This is a genomic window from Curtobacterium sp. MCBD17_035 (assembly GCF_003234815.2).
Classification (GTDB): domain Bacteria; phylum Actinomycetota; class Actinomycetes; order Actinomycetales; family Microbacteriaceae; genus Curtobacterium.
This window is the reverse complement of record NZ_CP126279.1, coordinates 2,075,987-2,095,395: the sequence shown is the minus strand read 5'-3', so window position 1 is coordinate 2,095,395 and position 19,409 is coordinate 2,075,987. Positions and strand designations below refer to the sequence as shown.

Below are 19,409 nucleotides of genomic sequence, written 5' to 3'. Positions count from 1 at the left end.
CCGTCCGTGTACCTGAAGAGCCTGACCCTCAGGGGGTTCAAGTCCTTCGCGCAACCGACGACCTTCGCACTCGAGCCGGGCGTGACCTGCATCGTGGGTCCCAACGGCTCGGGCAAGTCGAACGTCGTGGACGCCCTCGCGTGGGTGATGGGGGAGCAGGGCGCCAAGACGCTCCGCGGCGGCAAGATGGAGGACGTCATCTTCGCCGGCACCTCGACGCGGGGACCGCTCGGCCGCGCGCAGGTCACCCTGACGATCGACAACAGCGACGGCGTGCTCCCGATCGAGTACGCGGAGGTCACGATCTCGCGGACCCTGTTCCGGAACGGCGGGAGCGAGTACGCCATCAACGGCGAGAACTGTCGCCTGCTCGACGTCCAAGAACTCCTGTCGGACACGGGGCTCGGCCGCGAGATGCACGTCATCGTCGGGCAGGGACAGCTCGACAAGGTGCTCCACGCGACGCCGGAGGATCGACGCGGCTTCATCGAGGAGGCCGCCGGCATCCTCAAGCACCGTCGGCGCAAGGAGAAGACGCTCCGCAAGCTCGACGCGATGCAGGCGAACCTCACCCGGTTGTCCGACCTCGCCGGTGAGATCCGGCGTCAGCTGAAGCCGCTGGGACGGCAGGCCGAGGTCGCGCGCAAGGCGCAGTCCGTGGCGGCGGTCGCCCGGGACGCGCGGGCCAGGATCCTCGCGGACGACGTCGTCCGGCTGCGGCGGGAGCTCGCCGAGCACCTCGCGGTCGAGGCCGGCCGGAAGAGCGAGCGCATCGTGCTCCAGGAGCGGCTCGACCAGGCGCGCATCCGACAGCAGCACGTCGAGCAGACGATGGTGGGTGACGACGTCGACCGGGCGCGGACGGTGCTCCACGGCCTCGAGAGCGTGCAGGAGCGACTGCGGGGGCTGTCGACCCTCGCGAACCAGCGCCTCGTGCTGCTCGCCCAACAGGCGGACGTGCCCGCCCAGGGCCCCACCGTCACCCCGTCGATGGTCGCGGACGCGCGGGACGAGGCCGAGCGTCTCGAGGCGAACGCCGAGGACCTCCAGGGCGCGCTGGCGTCGGCGGCCGAGCGCGTGGCCCGGGCGCGTGCGTCGCTCGACGCCCTCGACGAGGAGATCGCGGCGCAGAGCGCACTCGTGTCGCAGCACGACCTGGACGCCCAGCGCCTCGGCAACCGCGTCGACGTGGCACGGCAGCGGCTAGCCTCCGCCACGGCCGACCGTGCCCGTCGGGAGCGGGCGCTCGCCGAGGCCGAGGAGCGTGCCGGACGCGCCGAACAGGAGCTCGCCGGGATCGCCCGCGACCCGGGACTGGACGCGGACGAGGACGACCTGGCGCAGCTGCTCATGGACGCCCGGGCGGCGCTCGAGGGCGCCCAGTCGCGACGGGACGAGGCGCGGGAGCGGCTGCACCGGCTCGAGCGCGAGCGTGACGCCCTCGCCGCACGCGTGACCGCGCTCGGGCTGTCGCTCGACGTCCGCGACGGCTCACAGGCGCTCATCGACGCCGGGCGCGCCGGGGTGCTCGGCCGACTCGCCGACCACATCCGGGTCGCCGCCGGGTACGAGGCCGCGGTCGCGGCCGCCCTCGGCGGACTCGCCGACGCGGTGCTCGCCGCCACCCGGTCCGCCGCGCTCGACGCCGTGACCGCCGCACGGACGAACGACATCGGTCGCATCGACGTCGTCGTCGCCGACGCGCCGGGCACGGGATCGCACCTGCCCCCGGCCCTCCCGTCCGGCGTCCGTCCGGCACTCGAGGTGGTCGACGGGCCTCCCGCGATCGTGGCGCTGCTCGCGGACACCGTCGTCGTCGAGCCGGGCGCGGACCTGGCCGCGGCCGACCTGGAGGCCCTGCTCGCCGCCGTCCCGCAGGCGACGGTCGTGACCGCCGCGGGTGACGTCGTCCGCGCGGTCCTCGTCACGGGCGGCGGGGAACGCGCGACCTCGCGGCTCGAACTCGTGGCCGAGCGGGACACGGCGGCGAGCCGGCACGTCGAGGTCGTCGCGGCCGCCGACGCGGCGGGCACCGACCTCCGAGCTGCGCGTGACGCCGTGGACGCGGCACGCGCCGCGGCGGACGAGGCCGACCGCACCCTCCGCGCGCACGTGGCCGCGAAGGCGGCGTTCGACCGGGCATCGGCGACCGCGCGCACCCGCGCGGAGAACGCGCGAGGCGAGGCCGACCGGCTCCGCGCCGCGCTCGCCGAGACCGCGGGCGCCGTCGAACAGGCGGAGCAGGCGCTCGCCGCCGCAGACCAGGAGCACGCCGCCTTCCTCGCCGCACCACGGCCGATCCTCGACGCGTCCGCGCGTGACGACCTCCTCGACGACCTCGAGGCCGCGCGGAGCGACGAGATCGACCAGCGCATCCAGGTCGAGACCATCCGCGAGCGGGCGCGCGCCGAACGGGCGCGGGGCGCGGCGTTGGAGCGGCAGCTGGCCGCGGAGCGCGCGGCCGCCGAGGAACAAGCGCGCCTCGCGGTGATCCGTCGCCGGCAGATCGAGGCCGCCGAGGGGGTCATCGCCGACCTCCCCGCGGTCCTGGACGCCGTCGATCGGTCCGTGGCTGAGGCCCGCGTCCGGCTGACCGCCGCCGAGGCCGACCGTGCGCGGCGGAACACGGAGCTCCAGACCCTGCGGGCCGAGGAGCAGTCCCTCCGCGACCGGCTGCAGTCGGTCACCGACGGCCTCCACGGGCTCGAGATGGAGATCTACGAGAAGAAGCTGCACGTGTCATCGCTGCTCGAACGCGCCGGCAGCGAACTCGGCCTGGTCGAGCAGGTGCTCGTCGCCGAGTACGGCCCCGACGTCCCGGTCCCCGTGGACGTGCTCGTCGACCCCCGCGTGCGTGCGCGCCAGCACCGCGAGGCGATGCGCGCGGTGGGAGTCGACCGTGACGCGGATGCCGACGCCGACGCCGACGCCGACGCCGACCCCGCGACGCTCGATGCCGAGGTCTCCACACTGCCCGGCGGCGCCGCGCTCCCGGACCCGGACGCCGCGCCCCGCTCCGAGGCCGATGCGGAGGTCCCGACCGTGCCGTACGTGCGCGCGGAGCAGGAACGCCGGCTCCGCGACGCCGAACGGGACCTCGGCCAGCTCGGCAAGGTGAACCCGCTCGCGCTCGAGGAGTTCCAGGCGCTCGAGCAGCGGCACCGGTTCCTCACCGAGCAGCTCGACGACCTGACGAGCACGCGGGGGGACCTCCTCACGATCATCGAGGAGCTCGACGGCAAGATGCAGGAGATCTTCCGCTCGGCGTTCGAGGACACCAAGCGGGCCTTCGACGAGGTGTTCCCGATCCTGTTCCCCGGCGGGACGGGCACGATCGAGCTCACCGATCCGGACGACATGCTCGCCACCGGCATCGACGTCGCCGTGCGCCCCGCGGGCAAGAAGATCGACCGGCTCACCCTGCTGTCCGGCGGCGAGCGCTCACTCGCGGCGATCGCGCTGCTCGTGGCGATCTTCACGGCCCGGCCCAGCCCGTTCTACATCATGGACGAGGTCGAGGCCGCGCTCGACGACGCCAACCTCGGGCGACTCCTCACCGTGTTCGGACGCCTCCGGACCTCGTCGCAGCTCATCGTGATCACGCACCAGAAGCGGACGATGGAGATCGCCGATGCGCTGTACGGCGTCTCGATGCGGCAGGACGGCGTCAGCGCGGTCGTCGGGCAGCGCGTGCAGGACGCGGAGCGCGAGCGCGCCGCGAGCTGAGCGCCCCGATCAGCGGATCAGGCCTCGACGCGCTGGTCGTGGTGGCCGTCGAGCGGTTCGCCGCGGCGGACCCGCCGCGCGGACACGACGAGGCTGACGATCGTCGCCACCGCGACGACGAGCACGATGAACGACAGCGAGAACCAGATCGGGATCTCCGGAGCCCACTCGATGTGGTGACCGCCGTTGACGAACGGGAGCTCGTTGACGTGCATGGCGTGGAACACGAGCTTCACGCCGATGAACCCGAGGATGACGGCGAGTCCCTGCCCGAGGTAGATGAGGCGCTCGAGGAGCCCGGAGATGAGGAAGTACAGCTGTCGCAGACCGAGCAACGAGAACGCGTTGGCGACGAAGACGATGTAGGCGTCCTGCGTCAGCCCGAAGATCGCGGGGATCGAGTCGAGGGCGAAGAGCACGTCCGTGAGGCCGAGCGCCACCATGACGAGCGCCATCGGCGTGAGGAGGCGACGGCCGTCGACCTTCGTGGTGACGCGGTCGCCGTCGTAGTCCTCCGAGGTCGGCAGGATGCGGCGCAGCACGCGGATCAGCCGCGACTCGCCGGCGCTCTCGTCCTCGTGCCCGCCGCGCGCCTGGCTCCAGGCGAGCCAGAACAGCAGCGCGCCGAACAGGTAGAAGACCCACGAGAAGTTGTCGATGATGACGACGCCGAGGGCGATGAACACCCCGCGTGCGATGAGCGCGATCGCGATGCCGACGAGGAGGACCTTCTGCTGGTAGGCGCGCGGGACCTTGAACGCGGTCATGATGATGAGGAACACGAAGAGGTTGTCGATGCTCAACGACTCCTCGGTGATCCACCCGGCGAAGAACTCGCCGCCCGCCTGGTGGCCGCCGAACGCCCAGACGCCGAGGCCGAAGAGGACCGCGATCCCGATGTACACGAGCGACCAGGTCGTCGACTCGCGGATGGTGGGCTCGTGCGCCTTGCGCACGTGCGAGAAGAAGTCGAAGACGAGGAGCGCGAGCACCAGCGCGATGGTGCCGAGCCAGACGGCGATGTGGACGTCCACGTGGATCCTCCAGTAGGGCCGTTCCCGGAATCGGGGACGACGACGACTGAAGGTCTCTTCCGCCGCCCGGACGAGCGGCCGATGGCACCGGGCCCGGATCGTCCCGGACCGTACTGACGGCACCACCGCGGGAGGAATACTCCCCTTCGTGGTGCCAGGCTACCGGTGATCGCGCGCGTTCGGCCCGCTCTAAGCTGGGAGCATGGCGAGTTCCTGGTCCCTCTCGAGTCGGCTCCGCGGGTTGTTCCAACGGCGCACGATCGACGAGACGACCTGGGAGGACCTCGAGGCGGCGCTCATCGGTGCCGACTTCGGGCCGGACATCACCGAAGAGGTCGTCGACGACCTCCGTGCGCAGGTCGACCGGTACCAGACGACCGATCCGGCGGACCTGAACCGGATGCTGCGCGAGGTGCTCGAGGAGCGCCTGTCGAAGCTCGACACCACGCTGAAGCTGTCGAACCGCCCGGCCGTCGTGCTCGTCGTCGGTGTGAACGGCGTCGGCAAGACGACGACGATCGGCAAGTTCGCCAAGTTCCTCCGTACCTACGACCGCAGCGTGCTCGTGGGCGCCGCGGACACGTTCCGTGCCGCGGCGGTGGAGCAGGTCGCGACGTGGGCCCAGCGCGCCGGGGTCGAGGTCGTGCGACCGCAGCAGCCCGGACAGGACCCCGCGTCGGTGGCCTACCAGACCGTCGACCGGGCGATGCGCGAGGGGATCGAGATCGTCGTCATCGACACCGCCGGCCGCCTGCACACCAAGGCGGGCCTCATGGACGAGCTCTCGAAGATCAAGCGCGTCGTCGAGAAGCAGACGGAGATCGCCGAGGTGCTGCTCGTCCTCGACGCCACCACCGGGCAGAACGGCCTCGCGCAGGCGCAGGCGTTCATCGAGGGCGCGGGCGTCACCGGTCTCGTCATCACGAAGCTCGACGGCTCGGCGAAGGCCGGGTTCGTGCTCAGCGTGCAGGAGAAGACGGGGATCCCCATCAAGCTCATCGGCCAGGGCGAGGGCATCAACGACCTCACCGGGTTCACGCCCCACGTCTTCGTGCAGAACCTCGTCGGCTGACCGTTCGACGCCTGGACGGTGACCGTGCCCGGGTGTCCGAGCGGGCGCCGGATCAGGCTCGGGCCGGCATCCGATCGACGAGGGCGTCCGGTCGGATCGGCAGGCGACGGACCCGCACGCCGGTCGCGTCCCAGACGGCGTTCGCCAGCGCCGCGGCAGCACCGACGATCCCGATCTCCCCGATCCCCTTGCCGCCGAGCGGCGTGAGGTCCTCGCCGGGTTCGTCGAGCCACTCGGCGTGGATCGACTCCACGTCCGCGTTCGTCGCGACGTGGTACGTGGCGAGGTCGTGGTTGCCGATGTCGCCCGCCACGGGGTCGATCTCGGCGTCCTCGTGCAGCGCCATGCCGATGCCCCACGTCATCCCACCGACGAGCTGCGCTCGGGCCGTGCGGGCGTTGTAGATGCGGCCCGCGGCGAACACGCCCACCATGCGGTCGACCCGTACCTCGCCGGAGTCCGTGTCCACGCGGACCTCGACGAACTGCGCGCCGTACGCGTGCCGCGACCGCTCCGCGAGGTGCTGCACGTCGTCGTCGGTCCGCTCCGTCACGGAGAGACCGGAGGACGGCACGACCGCTCCGCGCTCGAGTCGCTCTCGCAACGAGCGGCAGGTCTTGTCGACCGCCCATCCCCACGAGGTCGTCCCGAACGACCCCGCACCGAGCGCGGCCTGCGGGAGCGTCGAGTCGGCGATGTGCATGCGGATGCGGTCCACCCCGACCTCGAGGGCATCGGCCGCGACCTGCAGGAGCACGGTGCGGGACCCGGTCCCGATGTCCGAGGCGGCGACGCCGACGGTGAACGTCCCGTCCGCCTCGGCGGTGACGGTCGCTCCGCTCGGGACGACGCGAGCGGGGTAGTAGGCGGCGGCGACACCCGCGCCCACCAGCCACCGTCCGTCGCGACGCATGCGCGGCTCGCGGCCACGGGCCTCCCACCCGAACAGCTCCGCCCCCCGGCGGAGGCACCCGACGAGGTTCCTGGTGCTGAACGCCGCCCCGTCGATCGGGTCGACGTCCGGCTCGTTCCGGAGGCGGAGCTCGACGGGATCGATGCCGAGTGCGGCGGCGAGCTCGTCCATCCCCGATTCGAGCGCGAAGCTCCCGGGTGCCTCTCCGGGAGCGCGCATGAAGCGGGGTGTCGGCACGTCGAGTGCGACGTACCGATGCGAGGTGCGGCGGTTCGGTGCGGCGTACACGTGGCGGGTGCAGTCCGCCACCTGTTCGACGAACGTGCCGATCGTGGAGGTCTGGGTGCGGACGTCGTGACCGATCGCGGTGAGCGTGCCGTCCGGACGCGCTCCGAGGCGGATGCGGCTCGCGGTCGGCGTGCGGTAGCCACCGATCGAGAACACCATCTGCCGCGTGAACACGAGCTTCACACGACGGCCGGTGACGAGTGCGGCCATGGTGGCCAGGGGCAGATCGGGCTTCGGCGAGCCCTTCGAGCCGAACCCGCCGCCGACGTGCTCGGTGCGGAGCCGGACCGCGCTGTCGTCGATGCCGAACAGGTCGGCGACCACACCCGCGGCCAGGGACGGCCCCTGCGTCGCCTCGATGAGCTCGAGCCGGGCACCGGCAGCGGCGCGTGGTCGACCGTCCTCGTCCTGCTCGCGCGACGGGCCGACCCACCACGCGGTCGCGGCGTGCGGCTCGAGCGGGTTGTTGACCTGGGGTGGCGTGGTGTAGGTCGCGTCGAGGACGACGTCCGCGTCGGCGAGCGCGCGGTCGAGGTCGCCCTGGTCGGTGTCCGGCTCGAGGTCGCCGTTGATCGACTCCGGGGCGACGAACACCCCGGGGGCGTCGTCCGGACCGAAGGACGGTTCGTCGGGGAACACCGTGTCCGCCGGCTCGGCGTCGTAGGTCACCCGGAGCGCGGCCGCGGCCGCCCGCGCGGTCTCGAAGGTCTCCGCGACGACGAGCGCGACCGGTTCGCCCCGGTAGTGGACGCGGTCACTCTGCAGCACGAAGAGCTCGGTCGTCGGGACGGCGGTGAGCCGTGGTGCGTCGTCGGCCGCGATCACGGTGACGACCCCCGGCATGGCGAGCACCGCCTCCCGGTCGATCGCCACGACCCGGCCGCGTGCGATCGCGGCCTGCACGACCCACGCGTAGCAGGCGACGTCCTCGCCGCCGGTCTCGGCGGCGTACCGAGCCCGTCCGCGGACCTTGTCGGCGCCCTCGACCCTCGGGAGGGGCGCGCCGAGCACCGGTCCACGTCGCTGCTCGTCCACCGACTCCATGCGCACCGCCTCGTCCACGACCACCTGCGCGGCGATCTCGAACCCTTCTACTCCCGGACAGCTCGCGCCCGCGGGGCTAGCGTCGACGGTGGTCGGGCGGTCGCCCGGCCGTCGGCTCGACCCGGAGGCTCTCATGCGCTGGCTCCTCACCATCGCGATCATCGTCGGCATCGTCCTGCTGGTCGTCGGTCTGCTCGGCGCAGCCCTGCGCATCCTGCTCTGGATCGGGATCGTCGTGCTCGTGATCGCGGTGATCGGGTGGTTGGTGCGCCTCGTCACCGGTCGTCGCGCCTGACGACCGGCGCGCGCGCCCGCGGTGGGCGGGCCGGGAGGCACGGCACGGGTCCGGCGCGTAGAATCGCGGGACCATGGCGCAATTCGGCACACTCTCCGATCGGCTCACCGAGACCTTCCGCAACCTGCGGTCCAAGGGTCGACTCACCCCGTCCGACGTCGACGGCACCGTCCGCGAGATCCGGCGTGCCCTGCTCGACGCCGACGTGGCGCTCGAGGTCGTCAAGTCGTTCACGGCGTCGGTCCGCGAACGCGCCTTGTCGGACGAGGTCAACAAGGCGCTGAACCCGGCCCAGCAGGTCGTCCAGATCGTCAACGAGGAACTCGTCGGGATCCTCGGCGGCCAGCAGCGCCGCCTCGAGTTCGCGAAGCGCCCGCCGACGGTCATCATGCTCGCGGGCCTCCAGGGCGCGGGCAAGACGACGCTCGCCGGCAAGCTCGGCAAGTGGCTCAAGAAGGACGGCCACACCCCGATGCTCGTCGCCGCGGACCTGCAGCGGCCGAACGCGGTCACGCAGCTCCAGGTGGTCGGCGAGCAGGCCGGCGTCGAGGTCTACGCGCCGGAACCGGGCAACGGCGTCGGGGACCCGGTCAAGGTCGCCAAGAACGCGATGAAGGTCGCGGTGGACCGGCAGTTCGACACCGTCATCGTCGACACCGCCGGGCGGCTCGGCGTCGACGCCGAGCTCATGAAGCAGGCGGCGAACATCCGCAAGGCCGTCGACCCGGACGAGGTCCTGTTCGTCATCGACGCGATGATCGGTCAGGACGCCGTGGCGACCGCGCGCGCCTTCCAAGAGGGCGTCGACTTCACCGGCGTCGTGTTGTCCAAGCTCGACGGTGACGCCCGCGGTGGTGCCGCGCTGTCGGTGGCCAGCATCACGGGCCGACCGATCATGTTCGCGTCCACGGGCGAGAACCTCGACGACTTCGAGCCGTTCCACCCCGACCGCATGGCCAGCCGCATCCTCGACCTCGGTGACGTCCTGTCGCTGATCGAGCAGGCGCAGCAGGCCTTCGACGAGGACGAAGCCCGCAAGGTCGCCGAGAAGATCGCGACCGACTCGTTCACGCTCGACGACTTCCTCAAGCAGATGCAGCAACTCCGCAAGGCGGGGTCGATCAAGAGCATGCTCGGCATGCTGCCCGGCGCGAAGGGCATGCGCGAGGCCCTCGACTCCTTCGACGAGCGCGAGATCGTCCGGACCGAGGCGATCATCCAGTCGATGACGCCGCAGGAGCGTGCGCTGCCGAAGATCCTCAACCGGTCCCGTCGCCTGCGGATCGCGCGCGGTGCCGGGTCGACCGTCACCGAGGTCAACCAGCTCGTGAACCGGTTCGAGCAGGCCGCGAAGATGATGAAGACGGTCGCCAAGGGCGGGGTCCCCCAGGTGCCCGGCATGGGCCCGGTTCCCGGTGCGTCCTACGCGGGCAAGCGGCAGCAGCCGAAGAAGAAGGGGTCCAAGGCGGGCAACCCGGCCAAGCGCGCTGCGCAGAACGCGGCCATCGCGTCCGGACCGCAGGCGCCGACGGCGCCGACCGGCGGTGGCTTCGGGCTCGGCGGTGCGAAGAACCCGAAGGCGCCCACCGAAGAGGAGATGGCCGCGCTCGGCAAGTTCCTGAACCGGTAGCGGCGGGACGGACGTGCGGTGCGCCTCCCGTCCGTCCCGTCGGTCGCCCGGTCACAGCACCGCGTCGATGCTCTCCCCGAGTTCGGTGACCAGGGACCGGACGACGGCCCGCATGTCGTCCTCGTGCTCTGCCGCGACGCGGAGCTGCCGCTGGTAGGACGCGCCCTCCTCGAGGACGCGGTCGAGCCCGTGGAGCTCCTCGAGGCACCCCAGGCGCTCGGCGACGGGCTCGAGTCGTACGACGAGGTCGCGGACGTCGTCGGACACGAGGCGCTCGTCACCGGCGGCGTCCACGATGATCTCCGCCTCCATCCCGTACCGAGCCGCACGCCATTTGTTCTCGCGCACGAACCAGGGCTGCATGGTGGGGAGGGTCTCCCCGGCGTCCAGCCGATCGGACGCCTCGGTCACCAGGCACTGCACGAGCGCGGCGACCGCGGCGAGTTCGTGCGCCGTGCTGATACCGTCCGAGACGCGGTTCTCGAGCGTCCCCCACTTCGGCGACGGTCGGAGGTCCCAGCGCAACTCGGTGTGGTCGTCCACGACACCGGTGCGCACCATGTCGTCCACCATCTCCTCGTAGTCCGCCCACGCACCGAACTGCGGGGGGAGTCCCGCCGTCGGCAGCTGCTGGAACATGAGCGCCCGGTTCGAGGCGTAGCCGGTGTCGACGCCGGCCCAGTAGGGACTGGACGCCGTCAGCGCCTGGAGGTGTGGCACGGACGCGAGCATCGCGTTGAGGATCGGCAGGGCTTTCTCGCGGTCGTCGATGCCGACGTGGACGTGCACGCCCCAGATGAGCATCTGGCGACCCCACCAGCGCGTGCGGTCGATGAGGGTCGTGTACCGCTCACTGTCGGGCGTGACCTCCTGCTGGTCCCACTGCGCGAAGGGGTGCGTACCCGAGCACATCACGTCGGTGTCGAGCACGTCAGCGGCCGTGCGCACCGCGCTCACGATGCCGGCCAGGTCGCGGACCGCGTCGCGGACGGTGTCGTGGACGCCCGAGACGACCTCGACGGTGTTCGTCAGGAGCTCGTTCGTGACCCGGTCGTGTCCGAACCGCTCGCGCACCGCGAGGAGCACGTCGGGCGCCCGCGGCGTGAGGTCGCCCGTGGTGCGATCGACGAGCGGCAGCTCCCACTCGATCCCGATCGTGGACGGTCGTGACGACGTGAACGCGATGTCCATGCGCGGCCTTTCGGAGGCGGTCGGTGCGCCCGGGGACACGGCTCCGTCGCCGGCTCGGGACACGCGCCCGGGGTCGGGCGCCGGTTTGTCGGATCGGGTCCCATCCTGCCTCGTGCATTGTCGGACACGCACAACAACGGCTCCCGCGCGTCGTTCCCCCGGCGGTTTCGACCCGCGCTCGGCGAGGACTACGGTGGATCCGCTCCGCCACGGAATGAGGTACGCATGCAGCTGGTCGTCCGCGGGACATCCGCACCCCTCGTCGGGGAACTCGACATCCCCGTGTCCAAGTACCACGCGCATCGAGCGCTGGTCCTCGCATCACTGGCGGAGGGCACCAGCGTCGTGTCGGGCATCAGCACGACACGGCAGGTCGAGTGGACGGTCGGGACGCTGCGGGCGCTCGGCGTCGACATCGTGCGACGGGGCAACGACTACCTCGTGACGGGGCTCGGCGGTCGCTACGTCGCCACCGACGTCGTCGACCACGGCTCCCGCGGGGCGGACGGTCTGCTCAACATGGGCTCGTCCGGGACCACCCTCTACTTCATGACGGGCCTGGCCGCACTCGCCGACCGCCCGATGACGCTCACGGGCATGAAGTACTTCCAGCGGCGCCCGATCAAGGCGCTCCTGACCTCGCTCACGCAGATGGGCGTCGAACTCGAGGCGACGAACGACTGCCCGCCCATCACCGTGCAGCCCCGACGGCCGCGCGGTGGCGACGTCTCGATCGCCGGCACCCTGTCGCAGTGGGTCTCCGGACTGCTCCTGGTCGCCCCGTTCGCCGAGCAGGAGACCCGCATCCACATCACGGGCGGCCGCCTCAACGAGCAGCCCTACGTCGAGCTGACGGTCGCGATGATGCGCCAGTTCGGACTGACCGTCGAGGTCTCGGACGACTGGCTCGAGTACCGCGTGCCGGCGAACCAGCGCGCGACGCCACACGACTACGTCATCCCGCCGGACATCGGCTCGGCCGCGTTCGGGATCGCCGCCGCGGGCATCCGCGAATCGGACGTGCTCCTGCGTGGGATGACCTCGTTCCGGACTGCCGACACCGACCACCCCGAGAGCGAGTTCCTCGACCTCGCCACCGCGATGGGCGTCCCGATGCGCATCGACGAGGAGACCGGGTTCGTGCGCATCACGCACGACGGCTCGCCGCTCCGGCCACTCGACATCGACTGCCAACCGATCCCGGACCTCCTGCCCGTCCTGTCCACCATGGCGACCTTCGCCGAGGGCACGAGCCGCCTGTGGAACGTCGCGCACATCCGCCTCAAGGAGTCCGATCGCGTCGCCGCCATGCTGCAGCTGAACCGGATGGGCGGCCGCGCGGAGCAGGGCGCGGACGAGCTCCGCGTCACTGGGGTGCAGCAGCTCACCGGATCGCCGATGTCGTCGTTCAACGACCACCGCGTGCTCATGTCGCTCGCCGTCGCGGCGTCGAAGGCCGACGGCGTGTCCGCGCTCACCTACCCGAGGGCGTACCGCATCTCCTACCCGACGTTCCTCGAGGCGATGAACTCGGTCGGGCTCGACATGGAGGTCGGGGATGCCACCGCGGCGCTCGCCGCGGCCGACTCCGCCGAGGGCTTCGACCCCGAGGACGCCGCCGAGGACCTCGGCGCCGTCGCCGCCGAGGAGACCGCGGTCCCGGCGGGGATCGACGCCGAGCCGCTCGTGCTCAGCGAGCGCGTCCGGGCACTCGCCGAGTCGGACCCCGACGGAGCCGCGGTGATCGAGGTCGGCGGACCGGCCGCGGTCACGACCACGTGGAAGCAGCTCCAGGACGAGGCGGACCAGGTGTCCGCGCTCCTGCTCGAACTCGGCGTGCGCAAGGGCGAGTCGGTCGCGATGCAGCTGCCGAACTGGCGGGAGTTCGTCGCCATCACGCTCGGCGCGGTCCAGATCGGCGCCGTCGCGACCCCGATCATGCCGGTGTTCGGACCGCGTGAGACCACCATGACGCTCGCGCGGTCGCGTGCCCGTGTCGTGTTCCTGCCGAACGTGTTCCGCAAGCGCCGGCCCGCGATCGAGCTGCTCGACGTGGTGGACGAGGCCGCTGCGCAGAACCGTCGGCTCGCGGTCGAGCACGTCGTGGTCCTGCGGTCGGAGGCCCGCGGGCACCAGGACACCCCGACGAACCTGCCGCCGATGCCCGCTGACGCCATGGACCGCGTCGATGCCTCCGAGTGGAACTGGCGGTACTACGACACCGCGCTCGAGTCGGTCCAACCGGACACCGCGCAGATCCGCTCGATGTCGCCCGGTCCGGACGACATCTGCCAGCTGCTGTTCACCTCCGGGACGACGGGGGAGCCGAAGGGCGTCCAGCACCCACACCGGACGCTGGGCCTGGCCACCGCGATGCACGTCGCGCAGACCGGCCTCGGTGCCCAGGACCGCATCTACATCCCGTCGCCGCTGGCACACCAGACCGGGTTCCTCTACGGCATGCTCCTGGCGTTCCGCCTCGGCGTCGCGCAGGTGATCCAGCCCGTCTGGGACGGCCGCGTGGCGCTCGACCAGGCGTTCGGAGCGGCCGGGGCGACGTTCGTGCAGTGCGCGACGCCGTTCCTGACCGACCTCGTCGACCTCGTCGAGGCCGGGGCCGAGCTGCCCGCCTCGTTGCGGATCTTCGTGCCCACGGGCGCCGCGGTCCCACGCGCGCTCGCGCAGCGCGCCGCGACGGTGCTCGGGAGCGCGATCCTCGGCGCCTTCGGCACGAGCGAGACCTGCCTCGGCGCGCTCTCGAGCCCGAGCGACGACCCGGCGGACGCATACGGGCACGACGGGCGCGCGTTGCCGGGCATCCGCCTGCGCATCGTCGACGACGAGGGCGCCGAGCTCCCGGTGGGGAGCGAGGGCAACTTCGAGCTGCACTCGCCGACGATGTTCGACGGGTACCTCGACCGCCCCGACCTCACCGACGACGTGTTCACCCCGGACGGGTGGTACCGCACCGGCGATCTCGCGCGGATCGACGACAAGGGGTTCCTCAGCATCACCGGCCGGGTGAAGGACGTCATCAACCGCGGCGGTGAGAAGATCCCCGTGGTCGAGATCGAGAACCTGTTGTACCAGCACCCCCTCGTCACGGACGTCGCGATCGTCGCGATGCCCGACGAGCGACTCGGGGAACGTGCCTGCGCGTTCGTGGTGTCGTCGCGTGACGACGAGACCCTCGACTTCGGTGCGATGCAGCAGTACCTCGAGCACGCCAACGTGTCGAAGTACTACTGGCCGGAGCGGCTCGAGTACATCGACGAACTGCCGCGGAACGCGGTGGGCAAGGTCCAGAAGAACGTCCTGCGCGAGCAGGCCGCGGCGCTCGTCGCCCAGAAGGAGAACTCATGACGCAGGTGACCGAGACCGTGGCCCCGTTCGACGAGGACGCGTTCCAGCAGCTCAAGGCCGAGGTGGACGCGTGGGTGCGCGGCCCCGGCGAGGACTACGCGAACGAGATCGAGCGCACCGGGCAGGTCCCCCCGCAGGTCCTCGTGGACCTGCGCGAGCGTGGGTGGCTGGGCCTGGCGGCGCCCGTCGAGCTCGGCGGTCGTGGGATCCCGTTCCCGCGCTACCTCGAGATCATGGAGATCATCTCGCGCTCCCACGGCTCGATCCGCATGCTCGTGCACGTCATCAACGGCACGTGGCGCGCCATGGCGCCGTACGCGACTCCGGAGCAGCTCGAAGAGGTCGTCAAGCCGTCGATCGCCGGTGACACGCTCGTGGCGTTCACGCTGACCGAAGCGACCGCGGGTACCGGTGCGGACATCCGCACGACCGTCCGGCGCGAGGGTGACACCTACGTCATGAACGGCGAGAAGCACCTCATCACGTTCGGCGTGAAGTGCGACTACTGGCTGCTGGCGGCGCGGCTCGAGGGGTCGACGGGCCAGGAGGGCACGGTCGCGTTCCTCATGCCGAACTCGGGTCTGCCGGGTGCCGAGGTGATCGACGACTCGGACACCATGGGCATCCGGGGCACCGACCACGCCATCCTCAAGTTCCACGACGTCCCGGTGCCGGTGTCCGCGCGCCTCGGCGAGGAGGGCCAGGGGCTCGAGGTCGCGCTCGGCGGGTTCCTCCTGCCGAGCCGCGTGTCGGTCGCGATGAGCGCCGTCGGTCTGGCCGAGCGTGCGAACGAACTGGCTGTCGAGTACGCGAACACCCGCGAGACCTTCGGCAAGAAGCTGAGCAGTCGACAGGCGATCCAGTTCTACCTCGCCGAGAACTACGCGGACATCGCGGCCGCGCGGGCCCTGGTGTACGAGGCCGCCCGCGCCTACGAGGAGGGCCGCCCCGACGCGGGAACGCTCTCGAGCGCGTCGAAGATGGTCGCCGTGGACATGCTCGCGCGGGTCACCGACAAGGCCCTGCAGGTGCACGGCGGATCCGGCTACTGGAAGCGCAACACCATCGAGCGCGTGTACCGCGACGCCCGTGCGCAGCGCTTCGAGGAGGGCACGAACGAGATCCAGAAGCTCGTGGTCGGCCGCGCGGTCGTCACCGGGCAGGCGCGATTCTGACATGACCTCGGTCGGGAGGCGCGGGGCGGGCCCGTCCCGTGCCTCCCGACCGTCAGCACCAGCGTGACCGTCCCACCCGCGTGACGTCCGCCCCACCCCCGACCGGCGCGCACGCGCCGGCACCAGCGAGACAAGGAACCCCCGTGGCCGACACCACCAGTGCACCCGTCGCCGTCATCACCGGCGCATCCCGCGGCATCGGCCGCCTGCTCGCGAAGAAGCTCGGCGCGCGCGGCGTCACCGTCGTCGTGACCTACAAGGGCAACGCCGACCTGGCCGAGGAGTCGCTCGCCGACGTCAAGGCCGCCGGTGGTGACGGCATCACCGCCCAGGTCGACATCGAGCAGCCCGAGTCCATCGACGCGCTCTTCGACGTCGTCCGCGACACCTACGGACGGCTCGACTACTTCGTGGCGAACGCGGCAGCCAGCGCGTTCAAGGCCGTCAAGGAGCTGAAGCTCCACCACCTCGACCGCAGCTACGCGACCAACGCGCGGTCGTTCGTGCTCGGCGCCCAGCGCGCGGCGGAGCTCATGGACGACGGCGGTCGGATCGTCGTCGTCACGTCCTACGGCTCGCTGCGGGCGTTCCCCACGTACGCCGCGCTCGGCGCCGCGAAGGCGATGACCGAGTCCTACATGAAGTACATGGCGGTCGAGTTCGGTCCGCGGCAGATCACCGTCAACGCGGTCAACGGCGGACTCATCGACACCGACTCGCTCGACTACTTCTACTCGAACGTCCCCGGTCAGGCCCCGATGCACACCGTGCTCGAGAAGCTGCCGCTGCAGCGGCCCGGCACCCCGGACGACATGGCGGACGCGGTCGACTTCCTGCTCTCGGACAAGGCGTCCTACATCACCGGACAGGTGCTGTCGGTCGACGGTGGGCTCACCGTCATCGCGCCGCCCTTCTGGTCGGACACGACGTCGCCGCTGCGCGACGCCGTCCTGCCGGAGTAGGACCCTCGCGCCCATGTCCGACCCGTCGACACCGCTGACGACCGCCGCACCGCTCGCCGTCACCACGACCCCGTGGTCGCTCGGTCCGATCACGTTGCCGCATCGTGTCGTGATGGGCAGCATGCACACCGGACTCGAGGTGCACGACGACGGTGGCGCCGGCATGGCCGCGTTCTACCGGGAGCGAGCCGCCGGGGGAGCGGCGCTGCTCATCACCGGCGGCATCGCGGTCAACGACGAGGCGCGCGGCGGCCCGGACTTCGCGGTGTTCGGGGTGGGGGACACCGACGACCGCTTCCGCACCGCCGTCGACGCCGTGCATGCGGAGGGCGGCGCAGTCCTCGCCCAGCTCTTCCACGCTGGTCGCTACGCCCTGGTCGCCGGGCTCACGGACCGGAACGGTGCGCCGCAGCGCGCCGTCGCGCCGTCGCCCCTGCCGTGGGCGGCCGCGCGCGGTGTCGTGCCCGAGGCGCTGACCCACGACGAGGTCCTCCGGACGATCGAGGACTTCGCCGACGCGGCCCGGGCCGCTCGGGACATCGGGTTCGACGGCGTCGAGATCATGGCGTCCGAGGGCTACCTCGTCAACCAGTTCTGCTCGCCGCTCACGAACCAGCGGGACGACGCATGGGGTGGCGACCCCGAGCGTCGGCGGCGGTTCGCCGTGGAGGTCGCGCGCGCCGTCCGCAGCGCGGTACCGGACCTCGCGGTGACGATCCGCCTGTCCGGGGTCGACCTCATGCCCGGGTCGTCGTCGCCGGAGGACGTCGACGCACTCGTCCGCGACCTGCTGCCGACCGGGATCGACGGCATCAGCGTCGGGGTCGGCTGGCACGAGTCCCGGGTACCGACCGTGCAGGCCGCCGTGCCGCACGGTGTTTGGCTGTCGTACGTCGAACGCATCGCGCGCGTCGTGCGCTCCTCCGACCGCCCGGACGTCCGGGTGCTGGCGTCGAACCGCATGACCGACCTCCGCGACGTCGAGGCGGTCCTCGAACGCGGGCTCGTCGATGCGGTGGCCCTCGCCCGCCCGTTCCTCGCCGATCCGTCCATCGTCGGCACGAGCCTCCGCGGCCGGTTCGACCTGGTCACGACGTGCATCGGCTGCAACCAGGCGTGCCTCGACCGGTCGATCGTCGGTCAGCCGGTGTCGTGCCTCGTGAACCCGCGGGCCGCTCGTGAGGTCGCGTTCCCGGTCCGTCCGACCGCCGAGCCGAAGCGGATCGACGTCGTCGGCGGGGGACCGGCGGGTCTCGCGGCGGCCGTCGACGCGGCGCGTCGCGGGCACCGGGTGCGACTCTGGGAGCGCGCGGACGAGCTCGGCGGGCAGTTCGGGCTCGCCTCCCGCATCCCCGGGAAAGAGGACTACGCCGGTCCGGTCCGGTCCGCGCACGCGGAACTCGTCGAGCGCGGCGCGGAGGTCCTGCTCGGCCGGACCGCCACCGCCGCCGACCTCGCCGACAGCGACGGCGTCGTGCTCGCCTCCGGCGTCGTGCCCCGCACGGTGACGATCCCCGGAGCGGACCTGCCGCACGTCGTCACGTACGAGCAGGCGCTCCGGCACGGCGTTCCCGCGGGCAGCGTGGCCGTGATCGGCGGCGGTGGGATCGGTGTCGACACGGCCGCGTTCCTCGTGGAGTCCCCCGACGAGTCGCGTCGGGCCGCGGAGTTCGACGAGCGCTGGGGGCTCGACGGCTTCGACGGGCTCGTCGGTGACCTGCCGCAGCGCGAACCCGCCGCTGACCGCACGCTCCGGCCGGGGCCCGACGTGACCGTGCTCCGCCGCTCCGGCAAGTTCGGACAGGGTGTGGGGATCACCTCGCGCTGGGTCGCGCTCGGCCGTCTCCGGGACGCGGGGGTCCGCTTCATCGGAGGCGTGCGCGAGTACGTGGGGATCGAGCCCGGGGTGCTCCGGATCCTCGACGAGGACGGCACACCGGTCGCCGTGCCCGCGGACACGGTGGTGCTCTGCGCCGGGCAGGAGGCGTCGAGCGACCTGGCGTCGGAACTCGCGGCGACCGGGGTGCCGTTCGCGGTCGTCGGCGGTGCGCGGGACGCCCGTTCGGTGGACGCGGTCCGCGCGACCACGGAGGCGCTCGAAGCGGTCCGGCGGCTCGCTCCCTGACGCCCGACCGCGTGCCGGTTGGCGAGCCTCCCGGTCATCTGCAAGAATGAACGGTCGAGTCCTGCCCGCCCGACCCTCTATCAGGCGGTGCGCGACTTCCATCCGAGCTTTCGCCGCGTGTGCCCCCACGCCCACGGTCGGCAGTTCAACCACTCTGAACACGCAACAGGAGCAAACGTGGCTGTCAAGATCCGCCTCAAGCGCCTCGGGAAGATCCGAGCGCCGTACTACCGTGTCGTCGTCGCCGACTCGCGCACCAAGCGCGATGGTCGTGTCATCGAGGAGATCGGCAAGTACCACCCGACCGAGGAGCCCTCGGTCATCGACATCGACTCGGACCGCGCGCAGTACTGGCTCGGCGTCGGCGCGCAGCCGACCGAGCAGGTCGCCGCCCTCCTCAAGCTCACGGGTGACTGGGGCAAGTTCAAGGGCGACGCCTCGGCGACGAGCACCGTCAAGACCGCCGAGCCGAAGCAGGCCTTCGTCGCCGACGACAAGAAGAAGCCGGTCCTCAAGCCGAAGTCGGAGAAGCAGGCCCCGGCCGCTCCGGCCGCGGACGCCACCGACGAGACCGCAGCCGAGGCGTAGGTC

Annotated in this window: 12 protein-coding genes; 9 read left to right on the top strand and 3 right to left on the bottom strand. The window is 71.7% G+C overall.

Translation table 11 applies throughout. The features are described 5' to 3' along the window. The first annotated feature begins 6 nt into the window (after positions 1 to 6). A complete protein-coding gene (locus DEI93_RS09890; RefSeq protein WP_111120174.1) occupies positions 7 to 3,726 on the top strand; it encodes a chromosome segregation SMC family protein in 3,720 nt (1,239 codons plus the stop codon). 17 nt (positions 3,727 to 3,743) lie between these two features. Here the strand turns inward: DEI93_RS09890 and DEI93_RS09885 are convergent, their stop codons facing one another. Continuing rightward, positions 3,744 to 4,760 (bottom strand): TerC family protein, encoded by a 1,017-nt coding sequence (locus DEI93_RS09885; protein WP_111009299.1) that lies wholly within the window; start codon positions 4,758 to 4,760, stop codon positions 3,744 to 3,746. 202 nt (positions 4,761 to 4,962) lie between these two features. Here DEI93_RS09885 and ftsY point away from each other — a divergent pair, with 202 nt between their 5' ends. After that, positions 4,963 to 5,832, top strand: coding sequence for a signal recognition particle-docking protein FtsY (gene ftsY, locus DEI93_RS09880; RefSeq protein WP_111009298.1), 870 nt, complete (start codon positions 4,963 to 4,965; stop codon positions 5,830 to 5,832). A gap of 52 nt (positions 5,833 to 5,884) precedes the next feature. Here the strand turns inward: ftsY and DEI93_RS09875 are convergent, their stop codons facing one another. Beyond that, entirely contained in the window at positions 5,885 to 8,077 is a 2,193-nt protein-coding gene (locus DEI93_RS09875) for a xanthine dehydrogenase family protein molybdopterin-binding subunit (protein ID WP_111027171.1), read from the bottom strand. Here DEI93_RS09875 and DEI93_RS09870 point away from each other — a divergent pair. Both DEI93_RS09870 and ffh read left to right on the top strand, forming a co-directional pair. Continuing rightward, a complete protein-coding gene (locus DEI93_RS09870; RefSeq protein WP_146249513.1) occupies positions 8,076 to 8,372 on the top strand; it encodes a PH domain-containing protein in 297 nt (98 codons plus the stop codon). The genes DEI93_RS09875 and DEI93_RS09870 overlap by 2 nt on opposite strands. Positions 8,373 to 8,445: 73 nt before the next feature. After that, on the top strand, positions 8,446 to 10,002 hold the full coding sequence (gene ffh, locus DEI93_RS09865; protein ID WP_111120173.1) for a signal recognition particle protein: 1,557 nt from the start codon (positions 8,446 to 8,448) through the stop codon (positions 10,000 to 10,002). A 51-nt stretch (positions 10,003 to 10,053) separates the two neighbouring features. Here ffh and DEI93_RS09860 read toward each other — a convergent pair whose 3' ends face one another. Next, positions 10,054 to 11,193, bottom strand: a complete 1,140-nt coding sequence (locus DEI93_RS09860; RefSeq protein ID WP_111009295.1) for a glutamate--cysteine ligase — start codon at positions 11,191 to 11,193, stop codon at positions 10,054 to 10,056. 225 nt (positions 11,194 to 11,418) lie between these two features. Here DEI93_RS09860 and aroA point away from each other — a divergent pair, with 225 nt between their 5' ends. From aroA to rpsP, 5 genes are all read left to right on the top strand, one after another. After that, positions 11,419 to 14,556, top strand: coding sequence for a 3-phosphoshikimate 1-carboxyvinyltransferase (aroA, locus tag DEI93_RS09855; RefSeq protein WP_111120172.1), 3,138 nt, complete (start codon positions 11,419 to 11,421; stop codon positions 14,554 to 14,556). Beyond that, complete coding sequence (locus DEI93_RS09850; RefSeq protein WP_111009293.1) at positions 14,553 to 15,731, top strand: acyl-CoA dehydrogenase family protein; 1,179 nt, start codon at positions 14,553 to 14,555, stop codon at positions 15,729 to 15,731. Before aroA ends, DEI93_RS09850 begins: the two co-directional genes overlap by 4 nt. A 143-nt stretch (positions 15,732 to 15,874) precedes the next feature. Further along, positions 15,875 to 16,693, top strand: a complete 819-nt coding sequence (locus DEI93_RS09845) for an SDR family oxidoreductase (RefSeq protein WP_111009292.1) — start codon at positions 15,875 to 15,877, stop codon at positions 16,691 to 16,693. Positions 16,694 to 16,706: 13 nt separating this feature from the next. Next, positions 16,707 to 18,818: an oxidoreductase gene (locus DEI93_RS09840; RefSeq protein WP_111120171.1), complete on the top strand. Its 2,112-nt coding sequence runs from the start codon at positions 16,707 to 16,709 to the stop codon at positions 18,816 to 18,818. 177 nt (positions 18,819 to 18,995) lie between these two features. Then, on the top strand, positions 18,996 to 19,406 hold the full coding sequence (gene rpsP / locus DEI93_RS09835; RefSeq protein ID WP_111009290.1) for a 30S ribosomal protein S16: 411 nt from the start codon (positions 18,996 to 18,998) through the stop codon (positions 19,404 to 19,406). Positions 19,407 to 19,409 lie beyond the last annotated feature (3 nt).